Here is a 21718-nt window from a genome sequence, read left to right as displayed (position 1 = left end):
GCTGGTCCGCGCCCCTGGCGCTCGCGCCCCTGCTCGCGGCGTCGGCCGTCACACCGGCGTCCCTGGTTCCGGAGTCCACGCAGCAGGCGATCGGGTATCCGACGCTCTTTCTGCTGGTGCTGGCCGGGGCGCTGGTGCCGGTGATTCCGACCGGGGCGCTGGTGAGTTCGGCGGCGGTGGTCGCCGTTCATCAGACGACGCCGTTCTCGCTGGCGATGGTCTTCGTGACGGCGTCGCTGGCGGCGTTCCTGGGCGATGCGGCGCTGTACTGGCTGGGGCGGCGCGGGCTGAAGTCGAAGAACGGTTCGCGGTGGCTGGAGGCGATCCGGTCTCGGGCGCCGGAGGACCGGCTGGAGCAGGCGCAGGAGAAACTGGCCGCGCACGGGGTGGCGGTGCTGGTGCTGTCCCGGCTGGTGCCGGCGGGGCGTATCCCGGTGATGCTGGCCTGTCTGCTGGCCGAGTGGCCGATGCGGAGGTTCTCGCGGGGGAACCTGCCGGCGTGTCTGGCCTGGGCCGTGACCTACCAGTTGATCGGGATTCTCGGGGGGTCGCTGTTCGCCGAGCCGTGGGAGGGCGTGGTGGCGGTGATCGGGCTGACCTTGCTGATCAGCGCGGTGCCGAGTGTGGTGCGGCGGATGCGGTAGCGCCGTTGCGCCACACGGTTGTCCTCGGGGCGCGGGCTGTGGACGGCTGGTCGCGCCGTTCCCCGCGCCCCTTGATTCACCGCAGGACCCGTGAGGCGCCGACCGGCATGTCCCACAGGTCTTCCCGGGGCAGCCCCGCCTTCTTCCATGCCGCCCGCACGCGCGTCAGGGGCTCCATGACCGGTTCCGCCGACAGGACGAACGTCGCCCAGTGCATGGGTGCCATCCGCCTCGCGCCCAGGTCCTGGGCCGCGCGGACCGCTTCCTCCGGGTCGCAGTGGACGTCGCGGAGCCACCAGCGGGGGTCGTAGGCGCCGATGGGCAGGAGGGCCAGGTCGATGCCGGGGTAGCGGCGGCCGATGCGGGAGAACCAGTGGCCGTAGCCCGTGTCACCCGCGAAGTAGACGCGCCGGCCGTCCCGGTCGGTGAGGACCCAGCCGCCCCACAGGCTGTGGCAGGTGTCGGTGAGGCTGCGCTTGGACCAGTGGTGGGACGGGACGAAGTCGAAGCGCACGCCGTCCAGTTCGGCCGCCTCCCACCAGTCGAGCTCCGTCACGCGCGTGAAGCGGCGGCGGTGGAACCAGCGGGCGAGCCCGGCCGGGGCGAACACCGGGGTGTCGCGCGGCAGGCGGCGCAGCGTGGGGGCGTCCAGGTGGTCGTAGTGGTTGTGGCTGATGACGACGGCGTCGACGCGCGGCAGGTCCTCCCAGGGGACGCCCACGGGGGTGATCCGGGCCGGGGTGCCGAGGATGCGGCGGGACCACACCGGGTCGGTGAGGACGGTCAGTCCGCCGATGCGCAACACCCAACTGGCGTGTCCCGCCCACGTGACGGCGACGGTGCGGGTGTCGACGCGGGGCAGCGGGGCCGGGGCGTAGGGCAGCCGGGGGATGTCGGCGAGGCCCTCGGGGCCCGGTCTCACCGCGCCCTCCCTGGCGAAACGGGCCATGGCCTTCAGGCCCGGGAGCGGCGCGGTCAGCCGGTCGTGGAAGGTGCGCGGCCACACCCGCCGCTCGGCTAGCGGGCGGGGTTCGGCCAGGGGCGGATGCGGGGGCGCGAGGGGTGACGGGAGTGCGGGCTCGTCGGCTTCCCGGGTGGTCGTGCTGGTGGTCGACTCGGACTGCTGCGTCATCGAGGAGGCTCCCATCGCTGAGCGTCGTCGCGGAGATCGTCGAAGACCGACTTCAGTCGGATCAACGCGCGTTGCACCTGCGGCAGTTCCAACGGCGTGGGTGAGGTGAGGCACTCCGCGCGTTCCGTGTCGGAACCGGCCACCAGCGCGCCGGTGGAAAGCCGCACGCGCGGGGCTTCGAGGTCGTCGCCGAAGCGGTGTCCGCCCGGGGCGGGCATGCCGAGGCGTGCGGTGAGGAAGTCCTCCAGTTCCTGTGCGTCGTCGACGCCGTGCGCGGTCAGCGCGGGACGCAGCGGGGCCAGGTCCACGTACAGGTGGCGGCCGGAGCGCGGGGGCCGGGCGAGGGCGCCCGCGGCGATGACGGCGGCGTGCGCCTCGGCGGCCAGGAGCGCGTGCAGGCGCACGCTGGTCGCCACGCGCGCGGTGACCGGTTCCGGCTCCCCCAGCGCGTACGCGGCCGCCGCGGCGATGGGCGCGGCGACGCGGGCGTCGAGGGCGGTGAGGATGTCGAGCACGCGCGCGTGCAGGCCCTCGCCGTCCTCCCCGGCCGGGAAGCGGGCCACGGCGGCCGGCCAGCCGGGCGGGAGCATGGCCCCGGCCAGATCGGTGACGACGGTGACCCGGCCGGGCACCATCTCGGCGGGGCTGAGCAGCACGGTGTCGCGGGGCTCGTGCAGGGTGTCGCGCCAGGTCTCGTCACTGACCAGGTGCAGGCCCTCGCCCTGGGCGGCCTCGACGGTCTCGTGGAGCAGTTCGGGAGGGGCGACGGTCGCGGTGGGGTCGTCGGCGACGGACAGTACGAGCAGCCGCGGGTCGCCGCCCTCGGCGCGGACCCGGCGCACGGTCTCCAGCAGCGCGTACGGGTCGGGAACACCGCCGCTCTCCGGCGGGGTCGGCACATGGAAGGCGGGGCGCCCCAGCAGACGTGCGTAGGGCGCCCACCAGGCGGCGCAGGGTCTCGGGACGAGGACGTCGCCGTCGAGGGCGGCGGTCAGCGCGAGCAGCAGGGCGGGCGAGCCGGGGCCGGCGGCCACACGGTCCGGGTCGCAGTGCAGTCCGCGCCGGTCCCAGTAGCCGCAGGCGGCCTCGCGCAGAGTCCGGCCGCCGCCGACCGGCTCGTGGCCGCCCCGGGACGCCGCGGCGGCGAGCACCGCGGACAGCTCCGGCAGGACGGGCAGCCCGTCCTCGGGGAGCGGCGGCCCGAACCGGACGGGGCCGTGACCTTCCGGGGCCGTCCGCCGCATCCGTACCTCCGCAGTGCCAGTGCCTGGTGCCGCCGTGTCGTGCCGCCCTCGTGTCCTTGGCCACTGAGTACCCAGGGTGCCGCCGCCCCATGGGCGCCCGGCCGGGTTGTGACGGTCACAGCATGAGCGGGCCCGGGCCGGGGAAACCGGGCCCTTCCGGGGTGGTGGAACGGGCCGGGCGGGTCAGCGGTAGGGGTCGCTCTCCCGGTTGCGCAGCCGGTGCAGGGCGGCTCCGAACGCTCCCGCGATCAGCACCCCGCCCGCGACCAGGGCCGGTACGGAGTCGGTGAAGGCGCCGCCGTCACCGGCCCGCACCCCGCGCTGGACCGCTGCCGCGTCGCACTCGGTGTGGTGCCGTTCGCGGTGGTGCGAGGGCTCAGGGCAGGGCTCGTGAGTGGGTCTGTGCGTGGGCTTGTGCGACGGCCTGTGAGGTCCGGAGCCGTGCGCCACGGTGAACGTCGCGCTCCACTGCTTGCCCTCCCCGCCGGGAGCGGCCGGGCAGGTGCCGTCGACGGTCCACGCCGAGTCCTCCCCCGTGGCGTCCGGATCACCCTCGAAGTTCTCCGCGGAGGCGATGCGGGCCGTGCCGCGGTAGGCGGGGCCGGACACCTTGTCGTCGTTGCCGGTGACCCGGCGCAGTGGCACCGTGCCCTCGTCGAAGGCCTGCGAGGTCGCGTCGATGGTGTCGGGCGGCGGCCCCCCGGTCGGATCGCAGCTGACCGAGACGGTGAGCGTGCCTCCGGGGTGGACGGTGGCGGGACTGACCTCGGCGGCCGGTTCGGCGAAGACGGCCGGCGCGAAACCCACCAGGGCTGAGCCGGCCAGAGCGGCGGCGGACAGGGCGTGCAGGCTGCGGCGCATCGAGGGGACTCCTTCGGTAGTCATACCCCTCTGCCATGACAGCCAGGCCTCTGTATCGTCGCGCGCGGCGAGGCCCCATTGGCGGGACAGCGCCACTCAACCGAGTGAATCGGAGCGACCCGGGGGCGCGGGGCTGTATCGACATGCGGCTCCGCCGCGTGGGCGCGACAAGCCACCACGGGCCCGCACCCGCACGACCGCGTCGACCCCTGCGGCGCTAGGCGACATCCCGCATGACCTGTTCCCGCACCCGGCCGCAGCACCGGCTGATCAGCCGGGACACGTGCATCTGCGAGATCCCCAGTTCCTCGGCGATCCGGCTCTGTGTCATGTCCCCGAAGAACCGCATGTACAGGATCGCCCGCTCCCGCTCGGGCAGCGCCGCCAGCCGGGCCTTCACGGACTCGCGGTCGACGACCGTGTCCAGCGCCGGGTCCTGGGACCCCAGGGCGTCGCTCAGGGAGTACCCGTCCTCGCTGCCGGGCAGCTCCGCGTCCAGGGACAGCGCCGTGAAGCTCTCCAGCGCCTCCTGGCCGGCCCGGACGTCCTCCTCGCTCAGGTTCGTGTGCTCGGCGATCTCGCTCACGGTGGGGCGGCGGCCGGAGATGGTCTGGGAGAGGTCCTGGCCGGCGAAACGCACGCGGTTGCGCAGGTCCTGGACGCGGCGGGGTACGTGCAGGGTCCACATGTGGTCACGGAAGTGCCGCTTGATCTCGCCGGTGATGGTCGGCACGGCGTAGCTCTCGAAGGCGTTGCCGCGCTCGGGGTCGTAGCGGTCGACGGCCTTGACCAGGCCGAGGGCGGCGACCTGGCGCAGGTCCTCGAAGCTCTCGCCGCGGCTGCGGAAGCGTCCGGCGAGGCGGTCCGCCATGGGCAGCCAGGCCTCGACGATCTTGTCGCGGAGCGCGTCGCGCTCCGGGCCGGCGGGCATCGAGGTGAGCCTGCGGAAGGCTTCGGCGGTGTCGGGGGCGTCGTCGTGGGGGTGCCGCTTCGTGCTGGTTCGGGTCTGCATGATGCGTCGCAATTCCCTTGAGAGTGCACTGGGTTGGACGGTCACCGTGGAAGCGCATCCGCTGTGGGACAGGGCCTCGGTGGCGGCGCGCGACGCCGCTCCCACGGGCGTGCCTCCTGTCCGAAGCACTCAAGGGCGCCTGCCCCCGGCCCCCACCCGCAAACCCGGAGAGGTTTTCCGCCGTCGCGCAGGGTGACTCGTACTGCTGGCTCTGTCCCCCATACGCCCGGGAGGTCGTACATGAGCACCAAGGTCGCCGACCATGTCCTGCGCAGGCTGCGCGAGTGGGGAGTGGAGCAGGTCTTCGGCTATCCGGGGGACGGCATCAACGGCCTGCTCGCCGCGTGGGGCAGGGCCGAGAACGAGCCGCGTTTCGTGCAGTCGCGGCACGAGGAGATGTCCGCGTTCCAGGCGGTCGGCTACGCCAAGTTCAGCGGCCGTCTCGGGGTGTGCGCCGCGACGTCGGGGCCGGGCGCGATCCATCTGCTGAACGGCCTGTACGACGCCAAGCTGGACCATGTGCCGGTGCTGGCGATCGTCGGCCAGACGCACCGCACCGCGATGGGCGGGTCGTACCAGCAGGAAGTGGATCTGCACACGCTGTTCAAGGACGTCGCCTCCGAGTTCGTGGAGACGGTGACGGTGCCCGAGCAGCTGCCGAACGTGCTGGACCGGGCGATCCGCACGGCGTACGCGCGCCGCTGCCCGACCGCGATCATCATCCCCGGCGATGTGCAGGAGCTGGACTACGCGCCGCCGACGCACGAGTTCAAGATGGTGCCCTCCAGCCTGGACCGCAGCTCGTGGACGGCGGTGCCGTCCGACGACTCGGTGCGGCGGGCCGCCGAGATCCTCAACTCCGGTGACAAGGTGGCGATCCTGGCCGGCCAGGGCGCGGCCGGCGCACGGGCCGAGGTGGAGCGGATCGCGGAGCTGCTCGGCGCGGGCGTCGCCAAGGCACTGCTCGGCAAGGACGTCCTCAGCGACGAACTGCCGTACGTCACCGGCTCGATCGGCCTGCTGGGCACCCGCCCCTCGTACGAGCTGATGCGGGACTGCGACACACTGCTGACCATCGGGTCGTCGTTCCCGTACAGCCAGTTCCTGCCGGAGTTCGGCAAGGCGCGGGGCGTGCAGATCGACATCGATCCGCACATGGTCGGGATGCGCTACCCGTACGAGGTGAACCTGGTCGGGGACGCGAAGGCCACCCTGGAGCGGCTGATCCCGCTGATCGAGGAGGGGCGCGGGCGCGAGTGGTACGACACCGTGTGCGCGAACGTCACGCGCTGGCGTGAGGTCATGGAGCGCCGGGCGGGGCTCGACGCCGACCCGATCAATCCGGAGTACGTGGCCCGCGCGTTGGATCCGCTGCTGCCGGACGACGCGATCGTCACGTGCGACTCGGGCTCCACGGCCAACTGGTACGCACGGCACCTGACCATGAAGCCGGGCATGCGCGGCTCGCTGTCCGGCACGCTGGCGACGATGGGCTGCGGGGTGCCGTACGCGATAGGCGCGAAGTTCGCGCACCCGGACCGGCCCGCGATCGCCCTGGTCGGGGACGGTGCGATGCAGATGAACGGGATGGCGGAACTGATCACGGCCGCCAAGTACCGGCACCTGTGGGACGACCCGCGGCTGGTGATCGCGGTGTTCAACAACCACGATCTGAATCAGGTCACGTGGGAGCTGCGGGCCATGGGGGGAGCACCGTCGTTCCTGCCCTCGCAGGAGCTTCCGGACGTGCAGTACGCCGCGTTCGCCCGTTCCCTGGGGCTGACCGGCATCCGGGTGGAGAAGCCGGACGACGTCGAGGCGGCCTGGCGGGCCGCGCTGGAGGCGGACGGTCCCGCGGTGGTGGAGTTCCTGACCGATCCGGCTGTCCCACCGATCCCGCCGCACGCCACCTGGGACCAGATGGAGGCGACCGCCGCGTCGGTCCTGAAGGGCGACGCGGACCGGGGATCGATGGTCAAGCGGGGCTTCAAGGCGAAGGTGCAGGAGTTCCTGCCGGGGCGGGGGGAGAAGTAGCAGCAGCGGTGTTGAACGGCACTGAGTAGTTCAGTTGCGCACGAAACAGTTCAGTAGGTAGTTCAGTAGCGCAGTGAACTGTTCAGTGCCGTACATGTCGGCGTGGCTGTTTCTGTCTCCTTGGTCTACGTCACCGTCTCGGTGGTCCCAGCGCCAATCCTCGACGAGTCGCGGACGATGCTCCGGCCAGCAGGAGGGGCGTACGGCGTCAACCAGACCATCGTGACCCAAGGCTCGAACATCGAACGAATACCGCCGCAAGGAAGAGTCATGGACATGCGTGGACGAGCAATGCTCGAAGCCTGGCCTGCGCCGGGCTGTGCAGCGCAGCCCTCGCCGCTGCTGCCGTAGTCGGCCGATCACAGCAGCAGGGCGACATCAGTCGGCTTCATCCGCCGTGCCGTCGTCGGCATCCTCGTCGAAGTGGAAGGAAAGCTGTCCGAGACTGCACTTCTTCGAGTCCGCTGCCGACGGATCCGCCAGGGGATCCACCACCTCCTCCTCATCGTGTGGCAGCGCGTATTCGTCCGCGAGCCGAGCCAGGTGGAGCGCCAGGGGAAGGCCGAGCACGTCCCGATAGTCGTCCCTGCAAATCCTCTGCTGATGGACGAAGGCCGCCCACGCCTCGGGATCGTCACCCGGCTGAAGGCAGGCAACGGTGACTTCGAGAAGCTCCGGGTTCCAGCCGTTCGCCGTCGGACGATAGGCATTCTTGCCCTTAGCGTTGACGTGCGGCGTCAGCTTCGCGTCGTCGTTCGTCAGCTTGGTCTGAGTGCTCGCCTTGTCGGCCGTGCTGTAGAAGACCCGACCGGACTCGCCGGGTGTCCGGGGCAGCCACAGGCCCATCGTGAAGCCGCCGCGCTTCTGCCCTGCCAGTTCTTCGTCGTTCTCCTCCCGCTCCGCCCACCACTGGGCGGTCTCGTCACGGTCGCTGTCGGCAACCCTGATGACCCGCAGCTGCTTTCCGTAGAGCTTGATCCGCTGCGACGGTCCGCTGTCGAGACCGATCCGATCTTGTTCCAGACCGTCGTTCCTGAGCCACGGCCACCTCTTGCGGAGATCCTGGGCATGGGCCAGGACGAGGGTGGGCGAGCTGCGCAGCCCGGCCAGGGTGTTCTTGACGAAGGCCGCCGTGAGGGCGGACTGCTGCACCACTGTTCTACAGTCCTCGTCCCTCACCCGCCCGGTCAGGCCCTTGAGAAGCTCTGAATACGGCACCCAGGCGTGCATGTCGGCGCTGCGGCCAAGAACGCAGTTCGCACCAGGGCGCAGCAACACAGCGATGGGAGTGAACTGCGCCTTGCCCGTGGGGCCGTCGTGCCTGCGTTCCACCAGGTGGAAGGCGACCTGGTTGAGCTCCTCGGGAATGAGCTCGCCGAGGGTGTGCCGGGGTACGAGCCGCATGCCCGTCTGGCGCAGAGCGTCCGCCCAGGCCGCCTCGGCGCGCAGAGCCGCCTCCTCCTCTGCCTTGTCCTTCTCCAGCGAGGCGTCCAGCGGCTGGATGAACTGGGTCACCAGGCCGGCGTCCGCGCAGCCCAAGCGGATGGCGTGCTTGGGGTCGGCGCGACGCTTCTCCCGCTTGAACGGCTCCCACTCGAGTTCGACGAGAGCGATCTGTGCTCCGGGGGCCGACGTACGCAGGGACGCCATCGCGTCGGCAACCTGGGTGCGCCGCTCCCCGATGGCCTCGTCGTGCTCGCGTCCGGCGCGCGGCACGCGGTCTCCTCCGAGCGGGGCGCCCAGCACGCCCAGCGGTCGTGCGTGCAGCCGTACGGTCAGCTCCTCTGCCTGCCACACCCAGGTCTCGGGGCCCTGCTCGCGGCGGTGGGCCCGCAGGCCGAGGTCCTTCTCCGCGGCGGCGACGATCCGGTCCCTCTGGTCGTCAGTCTGGTGAAGCACCACGCACGCCAGGTCGGCGCCGTCCAGCGCCGCGGCCAGCGTCCGTCGGCGCACGGCCGCGTTCTCTGCCGAGACAGGCGCCGACTGGGCGAGGATCTCCGCCTTCTTCTCCGGGGTGGCGTTCTTCGGAACGGAGGGGAGTTTGGCGAGGTGACGCCGCGGTGGCCGGGCGTAACGGCTGCGCTCCAACTTCGGCACGGGGACGAATTCGGGCGCCAAGGCCTGTTCCGCCCACTCCATCAGACGGCGCCGTTCGCTGGGCATGAGTCCTGTGTTGATGAGGTGCTTGCCCATGGCGGCCTGGTGACCCACCGCCAGGCGGATACCGTCGCGACCGTTGCCGCCCTCACCGATCCAGTGGTCGGCCTCCTTGATGAGCCGGTCCGCCGACGGCAGGCCGTCGAGGGCGGTGACAGCGGCAAGCATGCCCTCGGTGCCGCCCTGCCGCCAGTCGGTTGTCCCGTTCCTCCACTGGAGCATGGCCACCGAGAAGCGCTGCGGTACGGGCCCCTCCGGCACGAGCGAGGCATCCGGCCGCAGGTACACCGAGACTCCCTTCCGGTAGGGCATGAACACCTTCCCGGAGACGAACCGGCGGAGACCAGCGCTGAGGTGGACCCGCGGCACTGCGGAGAAGGGGACCGTGCGTACGGTGACGCGGATGACGGCCGAGTAGTAGGCGGGGCGGCGGTCGCCCTTCCCGGGGACGTACTCGATCGGCGGCCACGACATCAGCTCCGCGCCACCGCTTCCGGCGCCGCGCGCACCACTCACCCCCGCGACCTGATGGAAGGTCAGGCGCCGGCCTCCATGTTCGTACGGTCCCTGGCGGGCGATGCGGGCCGCCAGTTCATCGGGCAGCAGGCGGTACACGTGCGGTGCGGGCAGTGCGGTGCCGCCCGGGGACAGGTCCTGTTCGAGGAGGTCGACCTCGGCGGGCTGCCAGTTCAGCGAGCCGGTGTCCAGGTCGCGGAAGCAGTCCAGCAGGATCCGGGTGGCCTCGGGGTCGTCAGGATTCCGCCGGAGACTCCTGAGCCATGTGGCGACGTAAAGGTTCGTCACGGATGCGGGATAGGGCTGCGCGCAGTACAGCCAGGGACGGCCGGTGCCGAAGGTGGCTGTGGAGTCGACCGTGACGACGTCCGGCGCGGTGGCGCGCATGAGCTGGTTGATCTGCTGGGTGGGCACCCTGCGGTACGTCGCGCTCCGACCCGCACCCTGCCCGTACTCTCGGAGGCGCTGGAGTGGTTCCTCCCAGTCGGCGGGCAGACAGATCGTGTGCAGGGGGATTTTGAACGGCGCCTGTGCCGGGTCGGGCACATAGGCCGCCGCACGTACGTGGTGATACGTCATCGTTCAGTGCTCCTCTGGGGCGTGCGGGCGGGGTGGGAAGTCCGGATGCGGGCGGCAGGCGCGACTGTCAGCCCATGTCCACGAGGGCGCGGTACAGCGGCTCGTACAGCTCCCGTACGAGGGACTTGTCGAGCGCCGGCGGCTCCGGGGCCGTGATGACGCCGTCCGTGTCGTCGAAGTAGGGCGCGAGCACGGCGCGCATGCTGGCCAGCAGGCTGGTGTCGGGCGTGTCGGTGGACTGGAAGCCGGCTTCCCGGGGCGAGAAGGCGGCGTCGACGAAGACCACGCGTGCGGGGACGCCTCCTCGTACGAGGCGTCCGATGACCTGCCACATCACGACGAGCTGGTCCCAGGTGAACGCGGTCTTCTCGTCGTCGCGGAGGCTGGACCAGGCCAGTCGGCGGGTAAGGTACCGGTTCCACTGACGGAAGGCGCGACTGCGGAAGCCAATGGCGGCCTCGTGGGGCGTGGCCCCGGCGAGAACCCCCTGGGTGAAGACTCCGTCGACGTCACGCAGGTGCCGCACCGCCCAGTCGTTGATGGCCTGGATGGCGAGCGTGATGTCGTCGGGCCGGGGGTGGGGGCGGGCCAGGAAGTAGACGCTGCCGATCGCTGCCTTGCCTCCGGGCAGCACGATGTTGTGTCCGCGCTCGACCGCCAGGAGCGGGGCGACGAGAAGGTCCCCGCCCACGGTGGGGAAGGACTTCACATCGCCGCGGGTGAGCGTGCGTACCCTGGCGTCCTCGGGCAGCCGGTTCCAGGCGGTGTCCGCGTCGGCGTCGTCGGAGACGAGCTGGACGACGCGGCCATTCCACTCGGGGATCTGGTTGAGGTACTCAGCGGCCCGGCGTGCCTCCTCGTAGCTGCCGACGAGCAGCAGAAGGCGACGCCTTTCCCCGTCGTCGATCTCGCGGAGCTCGGTGTCCAGCATGCTGACCGAGCCGGGCAGACTGCGGTCGGGAACGGCAAGTTGCCGCAGCATCTCCAGGAGGGCCTGCGGGCGTTCCTCGGGGTCGCAGCCCGACAGGCGTACGGGCCGGGGTTGGTCACCGCCGGGCCAGTGGAGGAACTCCTTGCGGAACTCGGTGCCGAGGACGGCCTCGATCTCGTCGTCCAGCGGACGGAGCAGGGCGCCGACCTCCGTGTGCAGGTGGTACCTGCTGGAGGTGCCGGCCCAGCTGGTGGCGGACATGAGCAGGACGTGCGGGGCGGGACGCCCGTCCACCAGGCACAGGTCGCCCAGGCGCAGAAGCAGTTCCCGGCCCACGCCGTTGCAGTGGAAGAAGCGCAACTCGCCGCTGCGGCCGCCGTCGCGCTCCCGGTCGTCGAGGCGGAACTGGAAGCCGAGGACGTTGCCCATGGGGGATTCGGGGATGACCGGCTCGTAGTCCTTGGGGGGCCTGCGGGAGAGCTGGTTGGACGCGTTCTCCAGGTGGAGGGCGGCTTCGACGCGCGGCCACAGTGTGGTCATGAAGTCGAGCCGGCTGTGCAGGGCTGCGAGGATCAGCGTGAACTCGAAACGCCCGGCCTGAACGTCGATCCCGGTCCGCTCGAGGGCGGCGGAGTCCTGGCCGACGATGCCGGTGAGCGTGTCGCGCAGCCGTTCACGGGTGCGGGCGCCCCGGGGCGCGTGGAGGAGTTCCAGAGTGAGGTGCACGAAGGTGTTCACGAGTGATGTCACCTCGTCGTCGCCCTGGTCCGGTTGTTCGTGGAGTGGGTCGTCGCGGAAACGCAACAGGGCGTCGTCGAGCGTGCGCGCGGCTGGGGGTGGCTGCTCGCCCTGGGCCCGGCCGGGGAACCAGCTGTCGAGCAGCAGATTGTGCAGGGTGTAGGCGCTGAAGTAGTCGACGCTGATCCACCGCCTGAGCTGGTCGTCCTTCACCAGCAGTGCGTAGAGCCGGTCGGTGGCGGCGCTGACGGTGTTGACGGCGTTGATCCAGTCGTCGACGTCGCGTGCGGAGAGCTGGAGCCGTCCGTCGCGCGCCATCTGCTGGACCTTGTGGACGGCGACCTCGTCGAACCAGGAGTTGGGGTACTTGCCCACCAGGGTGCTGGCCGGGGCGAAGGCCGCGTCGAGCTGCATCTGCACGCGGTCGGCCTCGTCCACGATGACCAGGTCGGTGAGACGGCAGGCGAGTTCGAGATAGCGCAGCTGCTCATCGTGCTGGTGTTGCGGTACGGAGCTGTGCAGCAGGCCGGCCGGTGTGCCGACCCAGACGCGGGCGTCGACGAGATCCCGGGCTCCGCGGTGCCGGGGGCATCGGTGCCACAGCGGGCACAGCCGCCGTTGCGGCTTGGGGCGGTCTTCGGTGGGGGCGGCCTCCGCGGCCGGGTACTCCTCCTCGAGCAGGGGATCCGTCGCGGCGGTTTCCTCTTGTTTCGGAACGGTGTACAGCCCGAGGCAGGGTGCTTCCCGGATACCGAGCGGCCGACGTGCTTCCAGGCCCCGCAGCACGTCCACGGGACAGGCACTGCTCAGATACGTGAACCCGGAGTGGTCGTGGCCGAGCATGGTCGCGGCTCCCGCGGTGGCCGTACGGCGGTGCAGCCGACTGATGTTCCGCTCACGTGTGGAGTAGCCGAGGATCGGCGCGGCCGGTACGCCGAGCCGGTGGAACTGCTCGACGACGGCGAGGGTTTCGGCGACGTCGCCGACCACGATGGTGACGCGGCGGGGCGACTGGGTGACCAGGTGGTAGGTGAGGATGTCGCGGATCGTGGACTTGCCCGCGCCGACCATGCCCACCATGTGCAGCAGCCGGTCGATCCTGAGCCGCCCCTTCCGGGTGAAGCGGCCGAGTTCGTCGTCGCGTACGAGCAGTTTGACGCGGCGCAGCCGCCTGGCCCAGTCGTTGCCGTGTCCGTTCGCGGACGCGGCTTCGGCGCAGTCCATCGCTTCGGCGGCCTTCTCCAGTTCCGCCCAGGTGACGTCAATGGGTTCGCCCTGTCCGCCGGGCAGGGCGTCCAGAGCATGGACACGCGGCACCATCCCGGTCAGCAGGTCCTGCGGGAACTCCACCGAGTGCACACGGTCCTGTGCGCGGAAGGTGTACTCGCCGGCTTCGGCGAGCGGGAGGCTGCGTGTGGCGAACTCGGGTGCCTGGTTGAGCAGTTCCTCGAAGACGTAGAACCGTCTTGCGGCGCGGGAGGGTTGCCGGCGGCACGGAGCGGAGTGCGGGTCGTCGAGGTCGTATCCGCGCAGCTGCTGCGGCACCTCGAGGTACGCCGTCAGCGCTTCTGTCCAGGCCCGTCCACGCCTGAGGTCCCACAGGTGGTGCCGGGCGCGCAGGATGCGCAGGCGTTGCTCGTCGGACCGTACGTCTCCGAACGCCTCGCTGTAGGGGTAGCCCCCAAGCAGTGGCCATACGTCGATGGCGGCTCGGGTGGGGGTCACGCTCTGCAGGAGGTACAGCCCGAGTTCGACGTCGAGCAGGTCACCGGGCCGGAAGGAGCCGAGGTCGTCCGGCCACACTTCGTTCAGCTGCCGCGGGGAGCAGCGGCGGTGCCAGCCACTGCGGTCACGCATGGCGGTCTCCTTCCGTGCCGTCGTGGTGTGTGCCCGGGCGGGCGGCGAGCTCGTCGCCGACCAGACGCAGGAAGACCCGGTCGTCGAGGAGGGTGACGCGGCCGGTCAGGGCGTCGGGCAGGTGGCGCTGGAACTGCCGGCCGTACGCTTCGTTGTCCCGGAAGCGGTAGCGGGGCACGACGAGGAAGGCCCGGTCGTACGGCGGGTCGGTGCGAAAGGGCGTGAGGGTGCGGGCGAGCTGGACGGGGTTCACCCGGTCCTTGACGTCCACGGCCCAGAACCGGCCGTCGGGCAGGGGGATGCGCAGGTCGTAGGCGTCGTAGTGGGGCCACATCTCGGCGGTGATGCCGAACCTTCTGCGCAGCGCGGTCTGGAGGTCGGTCTCGGCAAGTCCCGGGCTGGTGACGAACATCCGCAGGGGGCGGCTGAGCTGGTGGAGGCCGCCCTGGTCGGCGCGCAGGGTGCTTCCGGTGTCGGTCATGCCGTCCCGGCGGCAGCGGTCCAGTTCGCATCGGTGACCGCCGTCGGGCAGGGGCACCATCAGGCAGCGGCAGCGTCCGCACTGCCGGTACGTGCCGTCGGCGCGCCGGTAGGAGGCGGGCACCGGTTCGTAGCACCGCTTGATGACGTGCTGGAGGAGCATGCCGCACTCGGGGTCCCCGCCCAGCAGGGCGAGTTCGGCGCCGGTGAGGACCGGCCTGGTGGTGAGCAGGGACCGGAAGGCGGTGTAAGCCCTGGGGTTCCTGGCGGCCCGGCACTCGGCGAGGGCTTCGAGGATGCGCTGGTTCTCGAAGAGTTCGGCGGCCGGGTCGGCGGCGTCGACTTCCCATTCGAGGCAGAGTTGGTGTGGCAGCCGGGTCTCGGGGTCGACGAGCAGGTCGCCGACGGCCCGGGCTTCGGCGGGCAGGTCCATCGGCCATGCCCGCAAGGGGCGTTCGCACGCCCAGCGGACCATCTCCGGGACGCTGCCCGGTGGCTGCTCGTCGCGGCGCAGGCAGTGCAGTACGAGCCGGTTGTAGGCGTTCTGCACCTTGTCCGGGTAGACCGGATGCGGAACCGTGCGCTGCCGGGACAGGCAGGCCAGGGCCCCGGCGATCTGCCGCAGCAGGGATTCGTCCGGGCCCCCGTCGGCCGCGGCCGGTGGTTGGGGAACGGTGGCTTCCGAGGCCGAGCCGGGACGGGTGTCCTCGGTGTGTGGGTCGCTCGTGTCCAGGGCGGTCATACCTTCTCCTCCCCCGCCTTCTCGCCGGATGCGGCGCTCGTACACCACCGGGACACGGGACACCACTGGCAGTGCCGGCCCGGCCTGGCTTCCCACTGGTCGTCCTCGCGCCAGGGACCGGCGTGCTGTTGGAGCACGGCCTCGGCCTTCGCGACCCGCTGCGGGTCGGTCGGGTCGATCACGTACGGGGTGGAATCATCGGGCCGGAGGAACTCCACCTCGACCCGGGAGCCGCTCGGGTCACCGCCGAGCGCTCCACGGGCCAGCAGCACAACGGCCAGGGCGAGTTGGGGATAGGCGTCCAGGGGATCAGTGCCCTGGCGCAGGGCTTTGCGGGTGGTCTTGAGTTCGCGCCACACCCAGGAGCCGTCCTCCCGGTAGAGCAGGTCGGGTTTGGCGATGACGACGGCCTGCGCGGCGGTGTCGTGGACCACGCGGAGCGGCTCGCACTCGGCCTGCTCGATGAGTCCGGAGTCCTGGAACGGGCAGGCGGCCACGTGCTGGAGGAGCATCCTGCGGCCCAGTTCGGCCTCCTCGTCGGGGACCTGCCATCGGCCGCGTGTCCAGTTCTCGCCTTCGGCCGGCATGTCGGCGGCCGTACAGGGCGGCCACCCGTCCCGTCGGTGCAGCTTCTCGATCCACGCGTGCACCGCCTGGCCGAGCTTGGCCGCGTCGCTGTACTCGTCCGACTTCGGCAGGTGCAGAGATCGCAGGAAACCCTGGGCGGGGCACACGGCGTGATAGCGCAGATCGCTGACCGAGACCTTGCGCAGCGGCAGCCTGCGCGAGGGCAGGGCCAGTACGCCAGGCGAGCGGTGCACGGTGTCGCACCCCGTGAACTGCTTGCAGTCGAGGCACGCCGAACCGGGGCGTGGGGTGCCGCCGTTGACGACGCTTCTGACATGAGCGTCGCCATGCCTCTCGTAGTACGCCTTGGCCTCGGCGACGGTGCCCTCGAACTGGACGGACTCGGAGCCGTCGCCCAGGCCGACCTCGACGATTCGTACGTGCGTGACCCGCGACGGCGCACGGTGCAGCGGAAACTCCTGCTGCCAGCGCCGCGGCCAGGAGGCGTTGACTCCGAAGGCCGCGGCGTACGCGGCGACGGCTGTCTCGCCCGGCGCGGACACGCGCGCCTCGGCGTGCCTCAGCCGCCGGTACTCGCGCAGCCGGCCGTCGGCCGACTGATAACGCCGCCACCACGCATACAGTTCCCAGCGCCGCCCGTTGTCCTTGCGCACGACCCAGTACGGCCTCACCGGTGCGAGGCCGCGCGGGTCGCGTCGACCGGTGTAAAGCCGGACAGCGTGCTCGGCGTAGGCGAGATGCCCGGGATGCAGGGGCCGTCGACGGTGGGCCAGAGCGCTGAGGGCCCGCTCCAGAGGCGCGCCGTCGAACTCCATCAGGTCCAGGGCCTCGCACACCGGGCCGAGAGTGAAGTCCTCCAGACGCTCCTGGGGCAGCCTGGAGGCCACCCCCGCCCGGACCGCGGGCCTGGCCTTGGCCGCGTCCCGGGACGGGCAGGTGTGCGCGTCGTCAACGCCCGCCCCGGTCCCAGGCCCCACCCGGACCAGGCTCTCGTCCCCCGTCATCCATCGCGGCTTGCGCCATGCCGTGGCGTCGGCCATGTCCTCTCCTTTCCGCCGGAGCGCAGTGTTCAGCGGGCCCAGCCGAGACCTCGGATGCGCCACACCACCGAGCGTAACGCAGAACTTTGGAAAAGATTGGCACAGCTTGGAATTCAATGGCCGGAACGGTAGGCTGCTGGCATGACCGCATCGCTGGAGGAGTTGGAGGAGCGGCTGTCACAGTTGCGCGCCCGGCTGCGCGAGGCCCGCCGCGCCCGTGACACCGCTGCCGCTTCCCGCATCCGCGGCGAACTGCGCGAGGCGGAGGCCGCCTGGGAAGATGCGCTGGACGCCGAGGTGGCGACCGAGGCCGTGCCCGGTGAGCAGCAGGCCCCGTCGCACCCACCCACCCCTCGGGCGGCACGCACGGCAGCACCGCCTTCACAGCCGGTACCTCGAGGGAAACGTTCCGCTCAGGCAGCCGTGCCCGTCCGCGAGCAGGTGCACCAGTCACTCACCCTGCTCGGCGCACCTGCCGCCCCGAAGCTCATCTCCTCCGTGTACGAGGCGTTCTTCAGCGAGCCGCTCGTCGCCACCAAGCTCGCCTCGCTCCGCCGCGACGAGGAACGGTCCTTCAACGCCCAGGGGTACGCCCGCCCGTACTACATCTGCTCGGCCCTCACCCACGACCGGCTCACGCCCGCACGTGGCCTGCTGGCCGTGTCGGTCTGGCCGCTCCAGCGGCGCGTCATCGGACCGCTCAGCCTGCGCGTCGACTTCCTCACCCATGCTGTCGGCGCCGCCGAGCAGATCCAACGGCTCACCGCGGCCGGCCACCCACCGTCGGACGCCGCCTGGCAACTGCTGCGCCGGTTCGCGCTGAACATCCCCGGCGCGTACGACAACGACGACCTCGACCCGGCCCGGGTGATCTCCGCGGCACGCAGCGAATCCGCGGTCCACCAGGAGTCCGACGACGCCGAGCGGCGCGCCGCCGCGGACCGTGCCCGGACCCAACTCACCGACAGCCAGCAACTGTTCGGCGCCGCACCACTGCACGATGCCCTGCGCAACGCGCACGGCGCGAGCCTCTGACGCCCGACCGGAGAACCCCGAGCGTCGCCGTGCCACCACCGCACAACACCGCGTCAGAACACCGGGTAAGAAGAGAAGATGCCTCCGCAGCACCCTGTTGACCTTCCCGACAGCCGACTCGCGGCCCTGCGGGGTCCGCGCCCCCCACAGCCGTACACCGCGCGCAAAATAACCGCCCTGACCGCCAACCCGGCCTGTTCCCGCCGTGCCGTGCTGGACGCCGTCGGCATCGACAAGGCCCTGCTCGCCCAGCGCATGGGCTACGAGCCGCGCTTCGGCCAGTCGCCCTTCGCCCTGGCGCGGGAGCAGGCGTTCGAGGCCCTCGTGAAGTGGGGCGGTTACGCGGAACTCATCCGGCTGCTGCGCGAACAGCTCGGCATCCCCGTAGAGGAGGCCGGGGTCACCGACCTGAACGAGGTGGGCGGCGACACCTCCCTTGCCCGGCGGGTGAAGGAGACCCGCGGTCTGCTGACGCGCCTGGCCTCCGGCAGCGACGAGCGCCTGATCCTGGACCGGCCGCTGCTGACACTGGAGGTCGCCGGCCAGACGGCCTATCTGGCGCCCCAGGCACTGACCCACCGTGTCGGCGGTAAGTTCTACGTGGCCGAAATCCGCTCCTTCCCCGCGATCGACGGGCAGGCGAACCCGACGGCTGTCGCGCAGACCGCGAAGCAGGCCGCCGTGTCCGTCCTCGCCCTGCACCGCACCTTCGAAGAGCTGAACCTCGATCCGGAGCAGATCGCCCACGAGTTCCTGCTCATCTGCCCCAAGGACTTCTCCAACCGCCCCTACGGCCGCCTGGTGGACCTCCGTCAGGAACTCGACGCCCTGCGTTTCCAGCTGACCCGGCTGCGCCGCGCCGACGACCTCGCGCTCGCGCTGCCGCCCTCGGCGACCCTCGACACCGACCGCGACGTGGACGAGCTGGACTCCTCGGTGGGCGCGTTGGACGCCTCCTACACGCCCGACTGCCTGTCCTTCTGCGAGATGGCCCGCTACTGCCGGGACGAGGCCACTACCTGCGCCTCCCCCACCCGGCTGGGCGGCACGGTCCGCAACACGCTTCCGGGCGTTGACTCCACCCGCACCACCCTCGCGTACCTGGACGGCGTGCACGCGCCCGGCCCCGCCGAGGCCGCCGCCATTGACCGGTTGCGCGCCGCGGAACGGCTGCGCCGACTGCGCCGGGGTGGTGCCGCATGAGCACGCTCGCCGCCGTGGCCGCGCTCCGGGCCACTGAGACGGGCCGCGCCGAGCGGCTGACGACGGTACGCCACACTCACCTGGACGACGGCCCCTTCGTCCTGGTCCCCCTCACCCTCGCCGGAGAGGCGTGCGCCCCGCTCGCCGCCCTCGCCGGAACGGACCGCGAACGACCGACTCTGCTGACGGTGCGCCAACCACGTGACCGAGCCGAACGCTTCCGCTTCGCCGAGCGTCTTGCCGCGCTGCTGCTGCCGTACATCGACCAGTGCCGTACGGCGGAGACGGAGACGTACACCGTGGGCCGCGGCGCGGAGAAGGAGGAGCGCCGACGCTTACTGCGCGCGCCGCAGCTCCTGGTCCCGGGCGGCGAGGGCATCGCGTACGTCCGGCTGCTCGGCCGGCTGACCCGGCTGCGTGCCGTCGAGGGGCCATATGCCGTGGACCCGTCCGTGCCCGCCCTCGGCAAGTGGCTGACGTGGTTCGCGGACCGGGCCGAGTTTACCGGCTCCTGCCTGCTGCAGGCCCTGACCCGGCTGCTCTCCGCCCACTGGGCGACCGGGCAGAGCCCTGCCGAGGACTCCCACCTCGCCTCCCTGCTGGCCTGGATCGACCCGCCCGACGGACTCACCGGAGCGCAGGCCGCCCGCGAGGCGGAGGATCCGCTGCGCTTCCCACCGGCCGGACCGGCGACGGACGTCGTCTTCGACCAGACGTTGCACGACCTGATGTCCCGCTACGACGAAGCCGCCAACGGCCGTGGCAGGGAGGCCGTCGGCCGCCAGATCGACCGCGAGTTACGCGGCCAGATGCTACCGACCTGGGAACTGGTGTGGCGCGGGGTGGACCTGCTGCGCGAGCTGCCCGAGGGCCGGCACGTGGCCGAGCGGTGGGCGTACGACCGCCGGCTGTTCAGCGAGTACGCGGCCTACCTAGACGAGGACGGCCGCCCGCAGGCCCGCCGTGACCACGCCGTGGGCGCGGCCCGCCGTCTGGCGCGCATGGAGGAGGCGATGGCGCGGTACGACGCGGAAAGGGCGTTCGACGACCCCTTGGTGATGGCGGAGTACGAACTGTCGGGCGAGGCGTTCACGGGGCTGGTCGTGGCCCGCGACGAGGACCGTTTCGCTCCCGGCACACGGCCCGGGTCGATGGTGTGGCGTCCGACGATCACCGTGCGCAGCGAGCTGCCCGTACGGCTCACCGCGGGCAAGGAGGTCAAGTGCCCAGCGCGCCCCGGACAGAAGGCGGAAATCGTCGAGGTGGTGCCGGACTGCGAGGGTCACACCGTGGTGATCCAGCTCAACGGCGGCTTCAACCGGGTGCGCAAGCCACCGGCCCCGCCGGGCACTTTGGCCGAGATCGGCGAGACGGTCACGTACACCTCCGTCGACCCCAAGTCCATGCCGTCCGTCCTGCCCGCCGAGGAGGACACTCCGTGGACGCACGGCGGCCCGCCCAAGCCCTACGAACCGACCGCCGAGGACGCCGAGGAGATCTGGGAATGACTGCCGCCCCGGACACCGACCCCCCTGCCGCCCCCGGCGTGCTCGCCGACCGGGCGGTCGCGGGCATCCTGTCCAGCCTGGACACGGCCACCGGCCGGGGTGTGGTCGTGGACTCCCCGCCCGGCGCCGGGAAGTCGACGCTCGTCAAGCGCGCCACCGGTCACCTCACGGCGGCCGGTCACCAGCTGATGATCGTCGCGCAGACCAACGAGCAGGTGGACGACCTGGTCGACAACATCGCGCGGGAGTACCCGGACCTCGCGCTCGGCCGCCTGCATGCGAGCACGTTCACACTCCCGGAGCGCGTGCGGCAGCACGGCAACGTGACGGGCAGCAATGACATATCCGACCTGCGCGACCTGCCGGTCGTGGTCTCCACGGCGAAGAAGTGGTCGTATGTGAAGCCCGACAAGTGCGATCCGTGGCGCTGGGCGATCGTCGACGAGGCGTACCAGATGCGGTCGGATGCCCTGCTCGCCACGGCACCGCTCTTCGGCCCGGAGGACTCACGGGTCCTGTTCGTGGGCGACCCAGGCCAGCTCGACCCCTTCGCGACCGTGGACACCGACCGCTGGCACGGCCTGACCTGGGACCCGCTGCGCAACGCCGTCGACGTCACCCTCGCCCACAACGAGGACCTGGAGCGTCATCAACTGCCCGTCTCCTGGCGACTGCCGGAGATGGCGGCGCCCCTGGTGGAGAAGGCGTTCTACCCCTTCTACCCCTTCACCTCCGGCACGACGGCCGCCGACCGCGTCCTTACGTACCGCAGCGCGGCACACCGCACGACCCCGCACGACGCCGTCTTGGCCCGCGCCGCGGAGTCGGGTTGGGGCCTGCTGGAACTGCCCGCCCGCCACACCCTGGACGACGACCCGGAGGTCGCCGAGGCCCTCGCGGCGACGGCGGCCCGCCTCCTGGAGCGCGGCGCTCTAGTCAACGGCGAGCCGCTCACCGAGTCCCGCATAGCGATCGGCGCGGCGCGCACGGTCCAGGCGGACGCAGTCCGATCCCGGCTCGCCACACGGGGCCGCACAGCCATCACGGTGGACACCGCCAACCGACTCCAGGGCCGCGAGTTCGACGTCACCCTCGTCTGGCACCCCCTCTCCGGCCGCCAGGACGCCTCCGCCTTCCACCTGGAGACCGGCCGCCTGTGCGTCCTGCTCTCCCGACACCGCTTCGCCTGCGTCGTGGTGGCCCGCGCGGGCATCACGGACCTGCTGGACCGGCATCCGCGCAGCAGCCCGGTGTACCTGGACGTGCCGCCCAAGTTTCCGGACGGGTGGCGGGCGCATCAGGTGGTGATGGAGCACTTGGGACGAGCGGAGCACTGGGCCGCTGTTTGACGCTCCACATCTCGTGTTGCTGACAGTCAGAACAATGGCAGCAGGCGTGGCGGGAGACACCGTGCCCG

The 21718-nt window shown here is 71.3% G+C and carries 14 protein-coding genes; 6 read left to right on the top strand and 8 right to left on the bottom strand.

The window, feature by feature from the left end; genetic code table 11:
- Positions 1-29: 29 nt before the first annotated feature.
- Positions 30-644, top strand: a complete 615-nt coding sequence (locus CEB94_RS34095) for a DedA family protein (RefSeq protein ID WP_175437287.1) — start codon at positions 30-32, stop codon at positions 642-644.
- Positions 645-720: 76 nt separating this feature from the next.
- Here the strand turns inward: CEB94_RS34095 and CEB94_RS34090 are convergent, their stop codons facing one another.
- The 4 genes from CEB94_RS34090 to CEB94_RS34075 form a co-directional block, all read right to left on the bottom strand.
- Positions 721-1776, bottom strand: coding sequence for an MBL fold metallo-hydrolase (locus tag CEB94_RS34090; RefSeq protein WP_175435800.1), 1056 nt, complete (start codon positions 1774-1776; stop codon positions 721-723).
- Positions 1773-3020, bottom strand: a complete 1248-nt coding sequence (locus CEB94_RS34085) for an aminotransferase class I/II-fold pyridoxal phosphate-dependent enzyme (RefSeq protein ID WP_175435799.1) — start codon at positions 3018-3020, stop codon at positions 1773-1775. Before CEB94_RS34085 ends, CEB94_RS34090 begins: the two co-directional genes overlap by 4 nt.
- 183 nt (positions 3021-3203) lie before the next feature.
- Positions 3204-3881: a hypothetical protein gene (locus CEB94_RS34080; RefSeq protein ID WP_175435798.1), complete on the bottom strand. Its 678-nt coding sequence runs from the start codon at positions 3879-3881 to the stop codon at positions 3204-3206.
- Between the two features lie 217 nt (positions 3882-4098).
- A complete protein-coding gene (locus CEB94_RS34075; protein ID WP_175435797.1) occupies positions 4099-4893 on the bottom strand; it encodes an RNA polymerase sigma factor SigF in 795 nt (264 codons plus the stop codon).
- 240 nt (positions 4894-5133) lie between these two features.
- On the opposite strand from CEB94_RS34075, the gene CEB94_RS34070 reads away from it, so the two are divergent.
- A complete protein-coding gene (locus CEB94_RS34070; protein WP_175435796.1) occupies positions 5134-6927 on the top strand; it encodes a thiamine pyrophosphate-requiring protein in 1794 nt (597 codons plus the stop codon).
- Between the two features lie 378 nt (positions 6928-7305).
- Here CEB94_RS34070 and CEB94_RS34065 read toward each other — a convergent pair whose 3' ends face one another.
- From CEB94_RS34065 to CEB94_RS34050, 4 genes are all read right to left on the bottom strand, one after another.
- Positions 7306-10179 carry a pPIWI_RE module domain-containing protein gene (locus CEB94_RS34065; protein ID WP_175435795.1) on the bottom strand — a complete coding sequence of 958 codons (2874 nt, stop codon included), beginning with the start codon at positions 10177-10179 and terminating at the stop codon, positions 7306-7308.
- Between the two features lie 67 nt (positions 10180-10246).
- Positions 10247-13705 carry a pPIWI_RE_Z domain-containing protein gene (locus CEB94_RS34060; RefSeq protein WP_175435794.1) on the bottom strand — a complete coding sequence of 1153 codons (3459 nt, stop codon included), beginning with the start codon at positions 13703-13705 and terminating at the stop codon, positions 10247-10249.
- Positions 13698-14927 carry a pPIWI_RE_Y domain-containing protein gene (locus CEB94_RS34055; RefSeq protein WP_175435793.1) on the bottom strand — a complete coding sequence of 410 codons (1230 nt, stop codon included), beginning with the start codon at positions 14925-14927 and terminating at the stop codon, positions 13698-13700. Before CEB94_RS34055 ends, CEB94_RS34060 begins: the two co-directional genes overlap by 8 nt.
- Positions 14924-16555, bottom strand: a complete 1632-nt coding sequence (locus CEB94_RS34050; RefSeq protein ID WP_175435792.1) for a PD-(D/E)XK nuclease family protein — start codon at positions 16553-16555, stop codon at positions 14924-14926. Before CEB94_RS34050 ends, CEB94_RS34055 begins: the two co-directional genes overlap by 4 nt.
- Positions 16556-16696: 141 nt before the next feature.
- Here CEB94_RS34050 and CEB94_RS34045 point away from each other — a divergent pair, with 141 nt between their 5' ends.
- From CEB94_RS34045 to CEB94_RS34030, 4 genes are all read left to right on the top strand, one after another.
- Positions 16697-17590, top strand: a complete 894-nt coding sequence (locus tag CEB94_RS34045) for a hypothetical protein (protein WP_175435791.1) — start codon at positions 16697-16699, stop codon at positions 17588-17590.
- 78 nt (positions 17591-17668) lie between these two features.
- On the top strand, positions 17669-18793 hold the full coding sequence (locus tag CEB94_RS34040) for a hypothetical protein (RefSeq protein ID WP_175435790.1): 1125 nt from the start codon (positions 17669-17671) through the stop codon (positions 18791-18793).
- Complete coding sequence (locus CEB94_RS34035; protein ID WP_175435789.1) at positions 18790-20301, top strand: hypothetical protein; 1512 nt, start codon at positions 18790-18792, stop codon at positions 20299-20301. The genes CEB94_RS34040 and CEB94_RS34035 overlap by 4 nt, the downstream gene beginning before the upstream one ends.
- The gene (locus CEB94_RS34030; RefSeq protein WP_175435788.1) at positions 20298-21650 is read left to right on the top strand and encodes an AAA family ATPase; all 1353 of its coding nucleotides are present in this window, start codon (positions 20298-20300) and stop codon (positions 21648-21650) included. The genes CEB94_RS34035 and CEB94_RS34030 overlap by 4 nt, the downstream gene beginning before the upstream one ends.
- Positions 21651-21718 lie beyond the last annotated feature (68 nt).

The organism is Streptomyces hawaiiensis (genome assembly GCF_004803895.1).
GTDB classification, from domain to species: domain Bacteria; phylum Actinomycetota; class Actinomycetes; order Streptomycetales; family Streptomycetaceae; genus Streptomyces; species Streptomyces hawaiiensis.
This window is presented reverse-complemented; position numbering and strand designations above follow the sequence as displayed.